8 protein-coding genes and 1 pseudogene are annotated in these 15,956 nt (G+C 57.5%); 7 read left to right on the top strand and 2 right to left on the bottom strand.

Features of this window, described 5'->3' with window-relative positions:
• Nucleotides 1-23: 23 nt before the first annotated feature.
• Nucleotides 24-1,322, top strand: a complete 1,299-nt coding sequence (locus CRO62_RS02355; RefSeq protein WP_097099036.1) for a tetratricopeptide repeat protein — start codon at nt 24-26, stop codon at nt 1,320-1,322.
• Nucleotides 1,323-1,343: 21 nt separating this feature from the next.
• Here the strand turns inward: CRO62_RS02355 and CRO62_RS02350 are convergent, their stop codons facing one another.
• A complete protein-coding gene (locus tag CRO62_RS02350; protein WP_097099035.1) occupies nt 1,344-2,381 on the bottom strand; it encodes an alginate lyase family protein in 1,038 nt (345 codons plus the stop codon).
• Nucleotides 2,382-2,936: 555 nt separating this feature from the next.
• Between CRO62_RS02350 and CRO62_RS02345 the strand changes: the two genes are divergently transcribed.
• The 5 genes from CRO62_RS02345 (at nt 2,937) to CRO62_RS02325 (ending at nt 12,819) form a co-directional block, all read left to right on the top strand.
• Nucleotides 2,937-4,277 (top strand): nucleotide sugar dehydrogenase, encoded by a 1,341-nt coding sequence (locus tag CRO62_RS02345; protein ID WP_097099034.1) that lies wholly within the window; start codon nt 2,937-2,939, stop codon nt 4,275-4,277.
• A 63-nt stretch (nt 4,278-4,340) separates the two neighbouring features.
• A complete protein-coding gene (locus CRO62_RS02340; RefSeq protein WP_097099033.1) occupies nt 4,341-5,936 on the top strand; it encodes a mannose-1-phosphate guanylyltransferase in 1,596 nt (531 codons plus the stop codon).
• Nucleotides 5,937-6,000: 64 nt separating this feature from the next.
• Nucleotides 6,001-7,776 carry a type I secretion system permease/ATPase gene (locus CRO62_RS02335; RefSeq protein WP_097099032.1) on the top strand — a complete coding sequence of 592 codons (1,776 nt, stop codon included), beginning with the start codon at nt 6,001-6,003 and terminating at the stop codon, nt 7,774-7,776.
• Nucleotides 7,773-9,086 carry an HlyD family type I secretion periplasmic adaptor subunit gene (locus CRO62_RS02330; protein ID WP_097099031.1) on the top strand — a complete coding sequence of 438 codons (1,314 nt, stop codon included), beginning with the start codon at nt 7,773-7,775 and terminating at the stop codon, nt 9,084-9,086. Before CRO62_RS02335 ends, CRO62_RS02330 begins: the two co-directional genes overlap by 4 nt.
• An 82-nt stretch (nt 9,087-9,168) precedes the next feature.
• On the top strand, nt 9,169-12,819 hold the full coding sequence (locus CRO62_RS02325) for an Ig-like domain-containing protein (RefSeq protein WP_179784435.1): 3,651 nt from the start codon (nt 9,169-9,171) through the stop codon (nt 12,817-12,819).
• 298 nt (nt 12,820-13,117) lie between these two features.
• Here CRO62_RS02325 and CRO62_RS02315 read toward each other — a convergent pair.
• Nucleotides 13,118-13,222 (bottom strand): annotated as a pseudogene (locus CRO62_RS02315) (recombinase family protein); the annotation flags it as partial.
• Nucleotides 13,223-14,059: 837 nt separating this feature from the next.
• On the opposite strand from CRO62_RS02315, the gene CRO62_RS02305 reads away from it, so the two are divergent.
• Nucleotides 14,060-15,907: a PAS domain-containing protein gene (locus CRO62_RS02305; protein WP_143539374.1), complete on the top strand. Its 1,848-nt coding sequence runs from the start codon at nt 14,060-14,062 to the stop codon at nt 15,905-15,907.
• Nucleotides 15,908-15,956: the final 49 nt, after the last annotated feature.

Below are 15,956 nucleotides of genomic sequence, written 5' to 3'. Positions count from 1 at the left end.
GATGGTGGAGAAAGGACCGCTCGATGAAACTTTCTGTCATTTTCACCCTGATTACGGTTTTGCCGATTGCGACGAGCGTGGCTCTGGCTGCAGGAAAGGGCAGTGTGCCGGTTCCAAAGGCGCGCGCGACGATCACCGTCAGCCCGCAAGCTTTACCGGCAACGCGTCTGCCTTCGCTTGAAGCGGCAAAAAAGCTTCCTGTCGCCCGGCAGCTGGAAATCGCAGCGGCTGCCCTGAATGAATCTCGCCGCGATCTTCGTAATCCTGATCTCGGTTTTTCCCTTCTGATATCGGCGGCCCCCAGGAACCGCGAGGCGGTTCGTCTGCTGGCCAAGGGGATCGTCAACAACGATTATTCGTTTGGCACCAATACCGGCAAGGTTATGAACCTGTTGGCGAAGGAAGCCATGCGAGGGTCTTCCAGCTGCGTCATCGCGTGGGCGCGCATGCAGCAACTCGGCATTGATATTCCCAAAAACGACGCCCTTGCCTACAAATGGTACAGGTGGGCAGCGCTGGTGGGCAATCTCCGCGGCATAGAGGAGACTTCGCTTGCCTTGCTGGAAGGGCGCGGCATCACCCGGGATGTGAATGAAGCGATTGCCTTGCTGGACAGGTTGCGGCCGGAGCGGCGCGCGGCTCGTTATGTCGAAACCGCATCCCTGCTCATGCAAAGCGTCGACGCCGACGCAACGGCACGCGCCGAGAGACTTCTGCTCTCGGCGATCGATCTGACGCCGCAGCGAAGTCTTTCCGCCGCGACGAAACTTTCCGACAGTCGGTTCAGTGCGGCGGCGCGGGAAAAGGCACAGGCGATCATCGCCGCAGCGCCGCAGGGCGGTCCTATTTCAGAAGACGGCAAGATCGCCCGCGCTCTATGGAACAGCAACGACCCGGCCGAAATCCGAAAGGGTGTGGACATGTTCGCCGAGGCCGCCAAGGCGGGCGATGAAAAAGCCGTGCCTTTCCTGGCCAAGGCGTTGAACCGTTCTGGCGTGCCGGCGACCACGCATGATGCAATTTTGCAAATTCTCGAACCCTATGCCGACCGCGGGAATATGGACGCCATCCGTGCGGTCTCCGAGGCTTATTTCGTAGGGCGTGGTACGAGCCGGTCGTTTGAAAAGGCGGCGGCCTATCGAAAACTGGCTGCAACACAGGGAGACAGCGAGGCGCAATATCTGCTCGGTCTGATGTATGCGCAGGCGACCGGCGTAGTGAAAGATATCGGGCAGGCCAAATATTGGCTGACCCAATCTGCCGATGGCGGCTACCTTCTGGCGCGATCCGCGCTTATCTCGCTAAACGGCATGACGAGGTAGACGATGATGGTGTTGTCGGCGTTATCCCTGTTGGAGTTCGCGTTTAAGCGTATCCAGCCTCAGATGGGCAGGGTAGCTGTCTTCACGCGGCGGCTTGGTTTGCTGTTTCATGGTCGCCGATTCGAACAGCGCTGCATCATCAACACCGTTCAACGTGGCTTTGGCCAGTCGCTCGAGAGAGCCAGAGCAAATGTCATCGAGTGGTTGACCGATCTTTCGGAACGTGACGAATGTGCCAGCCAGCGGACGAAAAGCATAGAGATGGTAGTTGCGCGCAAGCGCTCCCCTTTGCATTTCGAGCGGCAAAGTGCCGTCTTCGGTGACCTGGCACACGCCGATTCGATAAGACTGGCGGGCCCATTCGATCTTGTTGTGGTCTCCCGTCAGGCTGCCGACTGTGGCAAGGGCAAGTGCTGCCCAATAACGATGGTTGTTGCGGGCGCTTCTGGGGCCGGCCTTGGTGTCGAAAAACACCATGGTGTCGTCTGCCATGATGTTCAGCCATTCCGTAATGGTTTTTTTTCTGTCGAGATCGCCTGCCACACCCCAGGCGGCGATGAGACCGGATATTTCTGCAAGCACACGAGCGCGGGTGAGTTTGGCGTCGGGTGTCGTGGCGTCGATCAGGGCGCGGGACGTCGCCCATTGAAGAAGGACACGCATGGCGCATTCAGCTCCAAAGCGCGTCTCAATGTTTTCCAGCTCAAGAATAGAACGCCAGATCGGCTTGAAAACGACGATATGGGAGGTGTCCTGCCCTTCGCCCTCTATCGCCCCTTGGGAAAGATATTTCGAGCTTGTGGCAATTTTTTGCGGCGGGGTTTCGATTTGGGAAGTCGCCACATCGCAACTCATGCCCCTTTCCTTCATGCCGTTCGAGATCGTTGCGCTGCCGGATCTTTCCAGTTTCACCTGAACGTTCGGCGGGCGAGCAGGCGACGTATTCGGTGTGAGGATTTCATGTATGGCGTCATTCGAGCCTGAAACGTTGCCAACGCCCAGCATAGGCAAGCTGAACAGAAAGGACGTAGAAAAGGCAATCAACGCAAAACGCAACATGGTTCACTTCCCGACAAGGCAAGCGGCCATTGAAGCAGGTTTAAGGAAACGTCTAGTTAATGCTGCAGATTGAGTGACGCGCGTAAGCAACGGGCGGTAAAATATTTGCGGGTATTGCCTGTATTCGTAATTATTTCGTATTAATCGTTAAATATTTGTTGACTATATTGTATATTCATATTTAATGATTTTGTAATTAATAGCGAAGTCAACACGGTCATGTAATTCTTTGTTCGCCGTTGTCGTTGCCTTCATATATGTTTATTTGAAATTTTGTCAATTCGGCTGTTTTCGATGATACATGCATTTTTTTTGCATTAATATCAATACGTTGTAATTTTCCGTTAGATTTTTTGCCGTTTATTCTTTTGCTTTCGGCGAAGCACTTTCGCGATAAAATATAAGTTTTATGTTGCCAACGGGTTCTGTCGAGCCTGATCCTGCATTGCTTTTGATCGCCTCCCTCCGGCCCGGTCCGGTGGCGCGTCTATTCTGAATTTGCAGAATTTTCCCATGGTTATTTAAGTATTTCCTTAGTTGCTTTCAGGGGTTCACATGACCAAAATTGATATTAACGTCAGTGCAATGGGTCTCAGGGTCAGTGTTTTCGGGGCCGGCTATGTCGGTTGCGTGTCGGCCGCCTGTCTGAGCAACGACGGTTTCCGCGTCGTGGCGGTCGATCCGGATAGTTTCAAGGTTTCGTGCCTTGCCCGTGGCGAAGCGCCGATCATTGAACCAGACCTTGCCGAGTTTCTGGGAAAAGCCAACCTCAACGGCATGCTGACCGCGACAACCTCCGCGGAAGAAGCGGTCGAAATGACGAATGTGTCGCTCTGCTGCGTGGGTACGCCCAGCCTTCTCGACGGTACACTCAATACCGACTACGTGCGTCAAGTCTCTTTTGAGATCGGCAGGGCCTTGCGCAACAAAAGCGAATTCCACGTTGTCGTCATGCGTTCCACCATCCTGCCCGGCACGATGGAGGAGGTTGTCATACCGGCGCTCGAAGAGGCGTCCGGAAAAATCGCCGGAGTGGATTTCGGCGTCGCCTACTATCCCGAATTCCTGCGCGAGAGTTCGGCGATTGCGGATTACTACAGGCCAGGCGCCATCGTTTTCGGTCAGTATGGCGATGATACGCGCTCGATCGACGTTCTTAAGGCAATGGTCGCCCATATTAGCGTCGTTCCACATGTTATTCCGCTGCGGAGCGCCGAGATCGTCAAATACGTCAACAACTGCTGGCATGCGGTAAAGATCAGCTTTGCCAACGAGATTGGCAATCTCTGCAAGGCCAAGGATATCGACAGCCATGTGGTCATGGATGTCGTGTGCGCGGATACGCGCCTGAATATTTCCAAGGCCTACATGAAACCGGGCTTTGCCTATGGCGGCTCGTGCCTCCCCAAGGATCTGCGGGCTCTGTCCGGCTTCGGCCGCCGAATGAACGTTGCAACACCGATGCTTGACGCCGCAAAGGCGGCAAACCTGGTGCAGATCGATCGTGCAAAACAGCTCATCTCTGATGCGCGCAAGGATCGCATCGGCTTCATCGGCATTACGTTCAAGACCGACACTGATGATATGCGCGAAAGCCCGATGCTGAGCCTTGTCGAGAATTTTATAGGCAACGGCAAAGAAGTGTCGATCTTCGATCCAAACGTTGTGAGGGATGAAAGCGAAGGCCGCACCTACCTGCGCCATATTGCGCCACGTATCCGACCGTCGATCAACGATGTCATCGACAACGCCGATATTCTGGTGGTCGGCCACAAATATGCCGGTCTGACCGGGGCGATCGAAGCGGCCGGCAGACCGCTCGTGGTGGTGGATCTCGCGCGTGTCGAGGTGCCCAATCGTAGCGGTCACATTGTCTATCACGGACTTTGTTGGTGAGTTGGCGGCAACGCGGGTCAATTTCTTGCGAAAATATATTTTATGGTTTTGTGAGGGTTTCATATGCGTCAGGATTTGACCGCTGTTGCAGGCGAGAACACTCGGATCGTTCCCGCCATCATGATCGGTGGGTCCGGAACCCGGCTTTGGCCTCTGTCCCGCTCGAACAAACCGAAGCAGTTTCTCACGCTGGGTGACGACGGGCATGGCAGCTTTTTCCAGCAGGCGCTCCGCCGGTTTGCCGTACCCGGATATAGTCTGCCGTGGCTGATGTGCGCACGCGACACATTGGTTCATGCGGAAGAGCAAGTCGCCAGCGGCGGATTTTCCGTCGACGGACTTATCGTCGAACCTTCGATGCAGGGAACGGCGGCGGCGATCGCCGCGCTGACTGTCACCATCTCGCGGATGGATGCGGCAGGAAGCAACGCCGTTCTTCTTGTGGCCCCTTCGGACCATATCATTGCGGAACCCGCAATCTTCAACAGGATCGTCGCGGGCGCCCTGCCGATCGCACGTTTTGCCGACCGTATCGTCACCTTCGGCATCAAGCCGGAACATCCTGAAACCGGCTTCGGTTATATCCGCCCGGGCGAGGCAATCGAAATAGATGGTGAAGTCAGGGGATACGCCATCAGTGCTGGCGATTTTCTGGAAAAACCGTCGCTTGAAAATGCAAGGCGTTATGTGGAGGAGGGGTTCTGCTGGAACGCCGGCATCTTCATGTTCCGGGCCGGTGTCATGCTGGAAGAACTGGCGCGTCATGCGCCGGAAACCCTGCGTGCGGCCGAAGAGGCGTTTGAAAGAGCCACCATCGACATGTTCGATGATATACACGCGATCATGCTGGAATCTTCGGCGTTCCGGGCTGCGCCAGCAGATATTCCGATCGACACGGCGATCATGGAACGCACGTCACGCGGTGCGGTGGTGCGCTGCGAGGGCATCGGCTGGTCCGACATCGGTTCTCTGTCAGCCCTGCATGAGATCGACCGCGACAAGGATGCTAACGGCAATGCCCTTTCCGGGCCGGTGCTGTCGATCGGCTCCACCAACACCCTCGCTTATGCACGCGGCGGCAGAAAAGTCGTTCTGATTGGGCTGGAGGACATGATCGTGATCGACGACGACGATGCCGTCCTCGTTACAAAGATGTCGCTCGCGCAGAAGGTCAAGGATGCCGTCAATCTTCTCAAGCAGAACAAGATGCCGGAATCGCGCGCCACGCGAGAGCAATTGTATGGCTGGGGAAAGGTCCGGCTGCTGAGCGATGAGGGCGACCTTTCGGTATTCACGGTGACGTTGCGCAGCAACGCGACGATCGCGCTGCGCATTCCAGAGGGCTATTGGGAGAACTGGGCGGTATCCTCCGGCAAGATCGACATCATCCTCAACGGCTTCGTTCGCCATCTGGTGCCGATGGCCAGCCTTTCGCCGACAGAAGGTGAGATTCTGTCACTTTACAACGGCACGGCCAGGGAAAGCACTATCGTCGTCACCCGGCAGCGCAGTTCCGGGCGGAATTTGGCCATCGCGCCGCAGAGTTTTACTGCGGACACGGTTCTCGACCTCATTCCCGTCGAGGCAGATGTGTCAGCCTTCGATCTCAACATGGTGCCGGAGAGCACCCTCGATGACGAGCCCCATCCCGCCAATTGACGACGGTTTGCGGCGCGCCGGACAACGCGGAATTTTGTGCAATAACAGCAGCAGGCGAATGAGTATGCCGAAAGACGGCGCGTTTGATCGTAAAACGGGTGGGCGACACGCCCGCACCCCGCTCCTGCATCAGGCTTTCGCCCGGTGCAGAAGCGGGTTTGCGGTCGTTGCCGTTGTCAGCGGTTTCATCAATCTGCTGTATCTGACCAGCCCGTTTTTCATGCTGCAAGTCTATGACCGCATCATCCCAAGCGGGAGCATCGGCTCGCTCATTGCACTCTGTCTGCTGGCGGGCATGCTGTTTGTCTGTCAGGGTGCGTTTGAAATCGTCAGAAGTCGCATGCTGTCGCGTCTCGGCGCCTTGTTCGAAGTTGCTCTCGACCGGGTCCTTTATCGGCGATCGCTGTTGCTGTGCGGTAAACCCGCAATCGTTTCGACAAGCGACGATCTCGATACGGTGCGCAGTTTTCTCTCCGGGCCGGGGCCATCGGCACTTTTTGATCTTCCTTGGCTGCCCATCTATCTGGCGATCTGTTTTCTGCTTCATCCCGTCATCGGTTTCGTGGCGCTGGCAGGCGTGCTGGTCTTGATGATTTTGACCGCACTTGCGCATTTCAGCCTGCGGCAATCTCAACGCGATCTCGCGGTGCTGACCGCAAACCGCAGGAGTTTTTCCGATTCCGTCAGGCTGAATTTCGGAGCGCTGAGGGCCATGGGCATGACCGGCGACGTGGCGGAAAGGTGGGCCGCCAATAGTGCGGCATTCCGGCTGTTCGGCACGCGTCATGCCGATGTGGCCAATACTTACGCGACACTAACGAAAATTCTCCGGCTTGCCCTGCAATCCGCCATTTTGGCGGTTGGAGCCGTGCTCGTGATAAGGGGGGATGCGTCCGGCGGTATCATTCTGGCGTCCTCGATCTTGACGTCGCGGGCGCTTGCGCCGGTTGAGGCGGCTATTGTGCACTGGCGGGGCTTTGCCGCAGCAAGACATAGCTGGCTCCGGCTCGAGGCTATCGTTGCGGTAGAGACGGACCGCGAAACTCTTTCGGAGTTACCGCTCCCATCCCGCAATATTACGGTAGAGGCCATGGCGGGAGGTTCGCCGGAAACCAAAAAGCCCATCATATCGGAGATCGCGTTTTCGCTGGAGGCGGGAACGGTTCTTGGAGTGATCGGACATAGCGGATCCGGCAAGACGGTGCTTGCCCGGTTGCTTCTGGGCATCTGGCCCGTCAGTACCGGTACGCTGCGTTTCGACGGAGCGACGATGGACCAGTGGGACGTTGATCGGCTTGGCAGCCATATGGGTTACCTCCCGCAGGAGGTCGGGCTGTTTGGAGGAACTATCGCCCAGAATATCGCCCGGTTTCGTAAGAACATTCACTCTGCGGAAGTCATTGCTGCAGCGAAGACGGCAGGCGTGCACGATCTGATTTTGCAATTGCCGGGTGGCTACGACACCCTGATCGACCCCCAGTTTCCGATGCTCTCGGCCGGTCAGCGCCAGCGTATCGCTCTGGCGCGCGCGCTTTACGGCCAGCCATTCTTAGTCGTTCTCGATGAGCCGAACGCCAATCTCGACGCTGAAGGAGAAGAGGCTTTGTCTCGCGCCATCGACAGCATCAAGATGCGCGGAGGGATCGCCGTCGTCATCACCCACAGACCCGGCATTCTTGCACAGGTGGACAGGATTCTGGTCTTGAAAGAGGGTAAAATGGCAGCCTTCGGCCCACGCGAGGCAATCATGGGTCAGGTCCTTCGCCGGGAACCGGCTGCCCGTTCAGGAAAGATTTTAAAGGTTGTCGGGGCAACCGGAAAGCTGGAGGTACCGCGATGAGCGATGAGCTTTCCATCGCTTTCTGGCGCCGTTCACTCCGACGACATATTGCCGTTGTTGTCGGGCTGGGGCTTGCGCTGTTCGGCGGTGTTGGTGGCTGGGCGGCGACGACAAAGCTGGCGGGGGCCGTCAGCGGTCAGGGCTTCATCGTCATCGAGAACAACGTCAAGAAAATACAGCATCTCAGCGGCGGCACGGTGTCGGAACTGCTTGTGCATGAGGGCAGCGACGTTGCGGCCGGGGATGTTTTGCTGCGTCTCAGCCGGACGACTGTCGAGGCCAATCTGGCGATTATCGAAAATGCGCTGGTGCAGTCTCTCGTACGCGCTGCGCGTCTCAGGGCGGAACTTGCCGGCACGAGAACTTTCGAGGCCGATTTTCTGGAGCAGAAGCGGCTCACCAGGCCTGCCTATGGCCAGCTCGTTGCATTGGAGCAGAACCTTCTCCAGACGCGGCGAGACGGTCTTGAAGGCATGAAGCGCCAGCTCGCCGAACGCAAGGGCCAGCTTGCAGACGAGATCGAGGGTGAAAACGTTCAGATCGAGGCGGTGGGAGCGTCGATTGCGGCGGTCGATGAGGAATTTGCCTCTGTCGACGGATTGTACCGGCAACAGCTTGTCACGCTGCAACGCCTGACGTCGCTCAAACAGCGCCGCGCCGAGTTGCAGGGCAATCTTGGTGAACGACTGGCATCGAAAGCGCAGGCCGAGGGGCGCATCAGCGAAGTGGAGCTACAAATTCTTCAGCTTGATGAAAACCGCCGGGGGGAAAATGCCAAGGAGTTGGCGGAAACCGAAGCGAAGATCACCGAAATGGAAGCGCGACGTGTCGATGTGACGGAACAGTTCGGCCGATTGGACATCCGGTCTCCTGTCAGCGGTCGCATTTTCGAGCTGGAGCTTCACACCGTCGGCGGCATCGTTCAGCCAGGGGAAACGTTGATGCTGGTCGCACCGCGTGGCGATGGTCTGATAGTGGAGGCGAAAATTTCGCCGCGCAATATCGATCAGGTGACGCCGGGTCAAAAGGCACAGCTGCATTTTACCGCTTTCGACCGCACGACCACACCAATGGTGAAGGGTGAGGTCGTGTCCGTTTCGCCGGATGTGCTGACCGATCAGAGAACAGGACTGCCGTTTTACGCGGTGCGGATCAGGCCTGAGGCGGAGAGCCTGGAAGGGTTGGGAAACCTGAAACTCTATCCGGGAATGCCAACGGACGTGTTGATGCCAGCGGCGGAGCGGCGCCTGATCTCCTATCTCGTCAAGCCGCTGACGGATCAGCTCAATCATGTTTTCAGGGAGGACTGAGCCGGGACAAGAGAAATCATTTCCGCCCGGTATCAAGCAAGGCAATCAGTTAACGAAAAAAAGCGTTAGCCCGGAGGGGACCATGGCAGTTATCCAGTTTATTGCGTTTATGGGGCAATCCAACGCCGACAACATGTTCAACCTTTATGGGGACAACGATTCCGGTGCTTCGGTTCTTGCGACCGAGCTTTCGTCCTATCTCGGCATTTCCGGCGGTGTTTCGGCGTCCACGCTGAAAACAACTATCCAGGGCACTGGAACCTTGTCGAAATTTGCGACTGCTGACAACGTGGTGGTTCAGGATTTTGCCAAGGGCGCGAGCGGCGTCGATGGTAATGCTTCCGATGCGCCCGGCTCGGATTTTCTCTGGTGGTATCCCGACACGAACACGCCCGGAGCACTGGCGCTGGCCGCGATACAGGGCATCAACGCCTCGGTTGCCGCACTCGAGGCGCAAGGCTACACGGTCGAACTGAAAATCGTCTGGGCGCAGGGCGAGGCGGATGCCAAGCGCATCATGGACGGTACGAGCGACGTCGAGACCTATAAGGAAGCGACGGTCGAGGTGCTGGATTACATCCGAGCCCAGACCGATCCTGCCGCGCCGGTTTTCATACAGGAGGTTGCCGATACGGCCTATACCGGTTCGGATGCCCGCTGGAACGGGGGGCAGGATATCGTTCGCGAGGCGCAGCGGGAAATCGCGGCCAGTCGCGACGATATCTATATCGGTTCGATCACCGACGATCTACCGCTTAAGGATCAGGTCCATACGGATAACGAATCCTACGAAGTGGTTGGAGGCCGGCTCGCCAATTACATCGCTTATACGGAAGGGTTGACCGGTACCATTTCAGGGCCGCGTCCTTCGCCGGACCCGGATGAGGTGATGGAACCCGGCGACACTGCTCCCGTTGCTGTTGCCGACAGCCACATTACCGTGGCCGAGAACCGGACGACGGTCAGCAATACGTTCAATCTGCTTGCCAATGACAGCGATGTGGATGGCGATGTCCTGCGGGTGACGCAGGCAACGCATGGTTCCAAGGGTACCGCCATTCAGGCAGCGGAGACTGCCGTTGCCGGCAAATACGGCACGTTTTATGTCAGCCCGAATGGCAGCTATTATTACAGGGTGGACCCAACCCTCGCCGCCACCAACGCCATCGCGGCCGGGCAGACCGCCGAGGACAATCTCACCTATCGTATCTCTGACGGACGCGGTGGGACAGCCAGTGCCGTCGTCACGGTGAAGATCAACGGTCTGAACGATGCGCCGACGGCGGTTGCCGATACCGCCTCGGTCGTCAAAACCGTTTCGGGCAACGGCAATCTGCTGACCAATGATCTCGATCCGGATACGGGCGACGTTCTTTCCGTGCTTTCCGCCAGCGCCAGCGGGGGGACGGCGCAGAGCGTGACCACCGCCGGAACCACTATTGTCGGCAGCTACGGATCGCTGATCCTTAAAAGCGATGGAAGCTGGGTCTATCAACCAAACCAAAGCAATGCTGCCGTTGCAGCACTGTCCGGCTCCGCGTCGTTATCGGAAGTCTTCAACTATACGGTCCGCGATGGCGCAGGTCTCCAGTCCTCGGCATTGCTGACGGTTTCCATTCGCGCCTCCTCCACAGGTGGCGAACCCGAACCGACAATCAGCGGAACGGCGGCGGCCGATACGCTGCGTGGTACGGCAGGCGCAGACGTGATTGCCGGCCTGGGTGGCAACGATACGATCAAGGGGCTTATCGGAGACGATATCCTCATCGGCGGCGACGGCAATGACTATCTGGAGGGCAATGAGGGCAACGACCGACTTAGCGGTGGTGCGGGTGTCGATACGCTGAAAGGTGGCGCGGGTGCGGATACCTTCGTCATCAACAGCATGAGCGAGGTAGGCGATATCGTTTCCGATTTTCGTTCGGATGACTTCTTCGATCTTTCCGGCATTCTGGCAATGCCGTCCGGTGCGACGGGCGCGAGCGCATTTGCGGCGGGCTATATCCGTGTTTCACAGTCGGGCGCGGATACCCTCGTCGAGGTGGACGTGGACGGAGCCTCCGGACCCGGCGCCTTCGCAACGATTGCGACGCTCAGCGGAATTACGGCGCCGAGTGTGAAGGCGGCGCAGTTCATTGTCACACCATCGATTCCGTCCGGGCCTGCCAACACCGCGCCGTCTGCGACAGGCGAGGTCAGGTCCGTTTCGGAGGACGGTCCGGACAGTACGGCTTCGGGCAACCTGCTTGCCAATGATCAGGATAGCGACGGCGATGTCCTGTCGGTTGCCTCGATCGTGATCAAGGGCGTGACCTATTCGCTTGGTGCGTCGCAAACCATTCAGACCAGTTACGGCGCGCTGACGATTGCGGCCAATGGTGGCTACAGCTTCACGCCATCCGCAACCAATCCGGTCGTCAACGCGCTCTATTTCGATAATCTGGTCGAGAGTTTCGAATACACCGTTTTGGACGGTCGCGGCGGAATGGCCAGGGCGACCCTGTCGATCACGATTGCAGGCAGCAACGACGCGCCGGTGGCGGTCGGGGACACCGGCATCGTGTCGGTCAATGCCAGCACGACCGGCAACGTCGTCGCCAACGACACCGATCCCGACGCCGGTGATTTCATGGCCGTGACGCGAGTGGTGCATGGCTCGTCGAGTGTTGCCATCACCGAAAACGATACGCAATTGGCGGGTACATACGGCCTGTTGGTCATCGATTCTGACGGCACGTACAGTTACGTTCCGAATATTTCCAATCCGGCGGTTTCCGGCCTTTCGGGCAGTTCGACGCTGACCGAGACCTTCAGCTACACCATTCGCGATGAGACGGGTCTGCAGTCGACGGCCAGTCTGGTGTTCACCATCAAGGAAGCGAACCACGCGCCGGTTGCCGCCGATGATGCGGCGACAGCGACGGCGGGCGCGGCCAATGTGACAGGAACCGTTCTCGGCAACGATAGCGACGTCGATACCGGAGACGCATTGACGGTCCTGTCTGCCAGCGGCAGTGGCGCGGCCGTCAATGTCACGGGCGCGGGAAGCGTAATTGCCGGCAGTTTCGGAACGCTTGTTCTCAAAGCGGACGGGAGCTGGAGTTACGATGTAGAAGAAACGAACCCCTCAGTTGTAGGCCTGTCGGAAACCTCCAGTCTCACGGATAGCTTTCACTACACGATCCGGGACAGCCAGGGTGCAACCGCGACGGCGACATTGTCGATGACGGTCAAGGGTGCGCCGGCCGGTGGCGGTCCGGGATATGGAGTCCCGACCATCATCGGGACCGAAGCGGGCGAAACGATATCCGGCCTGGCCGGCAACGATATCATCGAAGGCAGGGGCGGCAACGATGTTATCAAGGGCAGGCTCGGCGACGACGTCCTCGTTGGCGGTCCCGGCAACGACACGATGGAGGGCAATGAAGGCAACGATGTGCTCTATGGTGGATCCGGCAATGACCAGATGAAGGGTGGTGCCGGCGCGGATGCGTTCTGGTTCGGCAGCGGTCACGGCGCCGATATCGTGTATCAGTTGCGGGCCGACGACACTCTGGTGTTTACCAGCGATCTTTTTGTGTCCAAGGCCGCTTTGCTGGCAGCCGTAACGGTGGTTTCGGCAAATGAACTGTTGGTCGCGACGCCGGATGGCGGCTCGATCCAGTTCCTCGACACCACACTGAGCGATTTGCAAAAGAGCGGTTTCACGGTCGCAGACGGCTTGTTCGTCTAAGCTGTCGCCAATGCCCTGATCATCGGTAGGATTCGCGTCATGCTCATTCCCGAAATCCGCCCTCTCGACGTTTGATTACATGAGGGAGCTGTGCGGTCTTCTTTGTGTTAAGCTGAAATTGGTTGGTTCCGGGCCTTTTCGGTCACCCGGTCGCGCACGCTCTTCAGAATCTCGTAGGACAAGGCGGGATCATTCACCGCCCGGGACATGACCAGAGCGCCGACGAAACTTGCGACATCCGCGATTGCTCGGGCGCGGTCAGGCCCGGAACGACTGTCCGTCTGCAAGTTCTCCATATGACCGTGGTGCTGACATCAATGGCGTCACGGCCGAGACGATCAAGTTTGGTCACGATCAGGACGTCCTCCGATTCCAGCCTATCCATCAGCGTGGAAAATCCGCGGCTAGGCAGAGGCCTTGTACACCAGCAAGGTAGGCCTGAAAATTGTCGCTCTGAGAGATAACCGCCTGGAAAGCGGTGATCAGTGGAACCCTTGATCGAGACCACAATTGGGGATCGGGAAGTGGTTGCTGACAAGTTCTCCCTTGGCCGACATTAACTTCAGTACTTTGAATAACTGCATCTTTGGGATCACCTAAGTTCTCGGTCGTAGGTTCGATAACCCTTCAACTGCCCGGAAGCGTCCAACTTTGGGGGCAGCCATGGTCCGCTAGTGGTCGCTCGATGCGAAGAGGTACTGCAAGAGCTGAAAGGGCTGGGAGAAATTAGGAGCTCCTCCAGCCGCTTTTAAATATTTATTCAAAGCGCGCACAGTCGGAAGCTTCCATACTTGGATCGCCTCAATCAACAACCGTCATTGCAATCCCGCTTGGTGATAAGCATACAACTTGAAATCAAAATTTGATCTGATCGCGTCCGAAGTATTGAGGGACGTCGACAGCTTTCTGTGGCGGAGTTGCGGGGGGCAGTTCGAGGACCGCCGGGGCTCTAATCGCGGCTGGATGAGAGTTCAGTGGCAGGTCATTGCCGGCTTCATGCGCCGGCACTAATTTTATCTCCCCGCTTGGTGCCGCGGCCGGAAACACATGCGGCTGCTCGCGGAAAAACGCTTCAAAAGTAGCTAAAATATGCCGCACCGCATCGGAATGGCTGAAATAGTAGATCAGAGCTGTTCGGGTAACCTTTCCAAGGAAATCGCTCAGATTGTCTCTAGCCTGTCTATGTCCGCGGACATCTGCTACGGACAAGGGGTGTAAAGTCTTTCTGAAAGCTGTGTCATTGCAAGACGATGTTCCGAAAATGCCTGCAAGTGGCATCCAGACGCTGGCGACCGCTCTCGAAGGCGATCAGGTAAGCGTGTCTGCACTGCTGGAAGCTGTTCTTTCCGCCTCTGACGACTGCATCAAAATCTTGGATCTAGATGGCCGTCTCCTTTTTATGTCCGAAGGCGGCAAGCGGGTCATGGAAGTCGATGACTTCGATGTTCTGATGGGATGTCCATGGCCGGATTTCTGGGTAGATCAGGGCAACGCTGCAGCGCGCAATGCGATCGAGACCGCAGCAGCAGGGCGATCAGCCCGTTTCACGGGCTCCGCCAATACCGCTCGCGGTAATCAGCGTTTCTGGGATGTCCAGGTTTTGCCACTCCTTGATCGCAACGGCAAACCAACCCATCTCCTGTCGATTTCCCGCGACATCAGCGAGGCTCATGCCGCGAGAGAAGAGGTCGAGAAGCTGCTTGCAGCCGAAAAGGAAGCGGCTAAAGCCGAAGCTGACACATTGAGGCGCCTGCTGCTGGATGCTCCGAGCTTCATGTGTGTGCTGGAGGGACCGGATCATGTCTTCAAGATCACCAACAAAGCTTATCTTCAGCTGGTTGGCCACAGAGACCTAATTGGTCGTCCCGTGCGCGACGCGTTCCCCGAAATCGAAGGACAGGGCTTCTTTGATCTGCTGGACCAGGTCTATTCGACCGGAATACCGTTCATCGGACGCAGCGTCAGCTTCGCAGTCCAGCGAAAACCGGACGGACCTTATGAGGAAGCTTTTCTCAACTTCGTCTATCAGCCCATATTCAATGCGAGCGGTGAGGTCACTGGAATATTCGTTGAGGGCAGCGACGTCACGGATCTAAAAGACGTCGAACTTGCGCTGCGCCGGAAAGATCTTCAGCTCGAGCTGGCATTGGACGCGGCGGAAATGGGTGTTTGGGAATGTACGGTGATCGACGGAAAATTCACCGATATCAAGGAAGACGAAAGGGCACGCAGGCTACTCCATCGGTTGCCTGAGGAAGACGCGACATTCGACAACTTTGCGTCTCGCGTCCATCCCGATGACAGACTCGCCCTCGGCGAGGCCGCATCGCAAGCTTTGGATCCCAACGGTAACGGCCTCCTCGATGTCCAGTACAGAATGCTGGAGCGTCCTGACATGCCAGAGCGTTGGATCCATGCGCGGGCCAAGACGGTTGTCTCCGAGGGCCTGACAAAGTTCGTGGGCACGGTGCGCGACGTCTCAGACCGGAAGGATGACGAGGCGCGCCAGCACATGGTCAGTGGTGAGTTGCAGCACCGCATCAAGAACCTCCTGGCAATGGTCAGTGCGATAGCGACACAGACGCTGCGTGGCGACGATATTGCCGATCGACGCGAAACCTTCAACGCCCGTCTGCATGTTCTGGCACAGGCTCAGAACATGCTTATGGCCACCACACTTGAGAGCGCTGGCATCCATGACACGCTACGCGCGGCGCTCGCTCCGCACGGCGGATCGGACGGCCGGTTCGACATCGAAGGATCCCACTTCGAGATGACACCGAAGCAAAGCCTGTCGATGGCGCTGACCCTGCACGAATTGGCAACCAACGCGACCAAGTATGGCGCGCTTTCGAACGATGTTGGCCGCGTCAGAATATCCTGGCATCTGATGAAAACTGCGGACGAGAAACAGGCCCTGAACTTCGTCTGGCAGGAGAGCGGTGGACCGGCTGTATCCGAGCCGAGGACCAAGGGTTTTGGCTCTCGGCTAATCTCGCGCGTGCTCGCCGCCGATTTCTCGGGCGAGGTGCGGATCATTTACCCACTCGGCGGCGTTTTATGTACTCTTAATGCAAAACTCGGATAATTCGACGCGCAAAATCTTCGCTTTGTCCCCATTCCATGGGATCCGGCCA

The sequence above is a fragment of the Rhizobium sp. AN6A genome (assembly GCF_900215635.1).
Taxonomy (GTDB): Bacteria; Pseudomonadota; Alphaproteobacteria; order Rhizobiales; family Rhizobiaceae; genus Agrobacterium; species Agrobacterium tumefaciens.
The sequence above is the reverse complement of the archived record's forward strand: the minus strand, read 5'-3'. Positions and strand labels throughout refer to the sequence as shown.

Bases quoted from the DNA above. Each gene is read 5' to 3' on its own strand.
- CRO62_RS02355 (WP_097099036.1), top strand. From the start codon at position 24: ATGAAACTTTCTGTCATTTTCACCCTGATTACGGTTTTGCCGATTGCG.
- CRO62_RS02350 (WP_097099035.1), bottom strand. From the start codon at position 2,381: ATGTTGCGTTTTGCGTTGATTGCCTTTTCTACGTCCTTTCTGTTCAGC.
- CRO62_RS02345 (WP_097099034.1), top strand. From the start codon at position 2,937: ATGACCAAAATTGATATTAACGTCAGTGCAATGGGTCTCAGGGTCAGT.
- CRO62_RS02340 (WP_097099033.1), top strand. From the start codon at position 4,341: ATGCGTCAGGATTTGACCGCTGTTGCAGGCGAGAACACTCGGATCGTT.
- CRO62_RS02335 (WP_097099032.1), top strand. From the start codon at position 6,001: ATGCCGAAAGACGGCGCGTTTGATCGTAAAACGGGTGGGCGACACGCC.
- CRO62_RS02330 (WP_097099031.1), top strand. From the start codon at position 7,773: ATGAGCGATGAGCTTTCCATCGCTTTCTGGCGCCGTTCACTCCGACGA.
- CRO62_RS02325 (WP_179784435.1), top strand. From the start codon at position 9,169: ATGGCAGTTATCCAGTTTATTGCGTTTATGGGGCAATCCAACGCCGAC.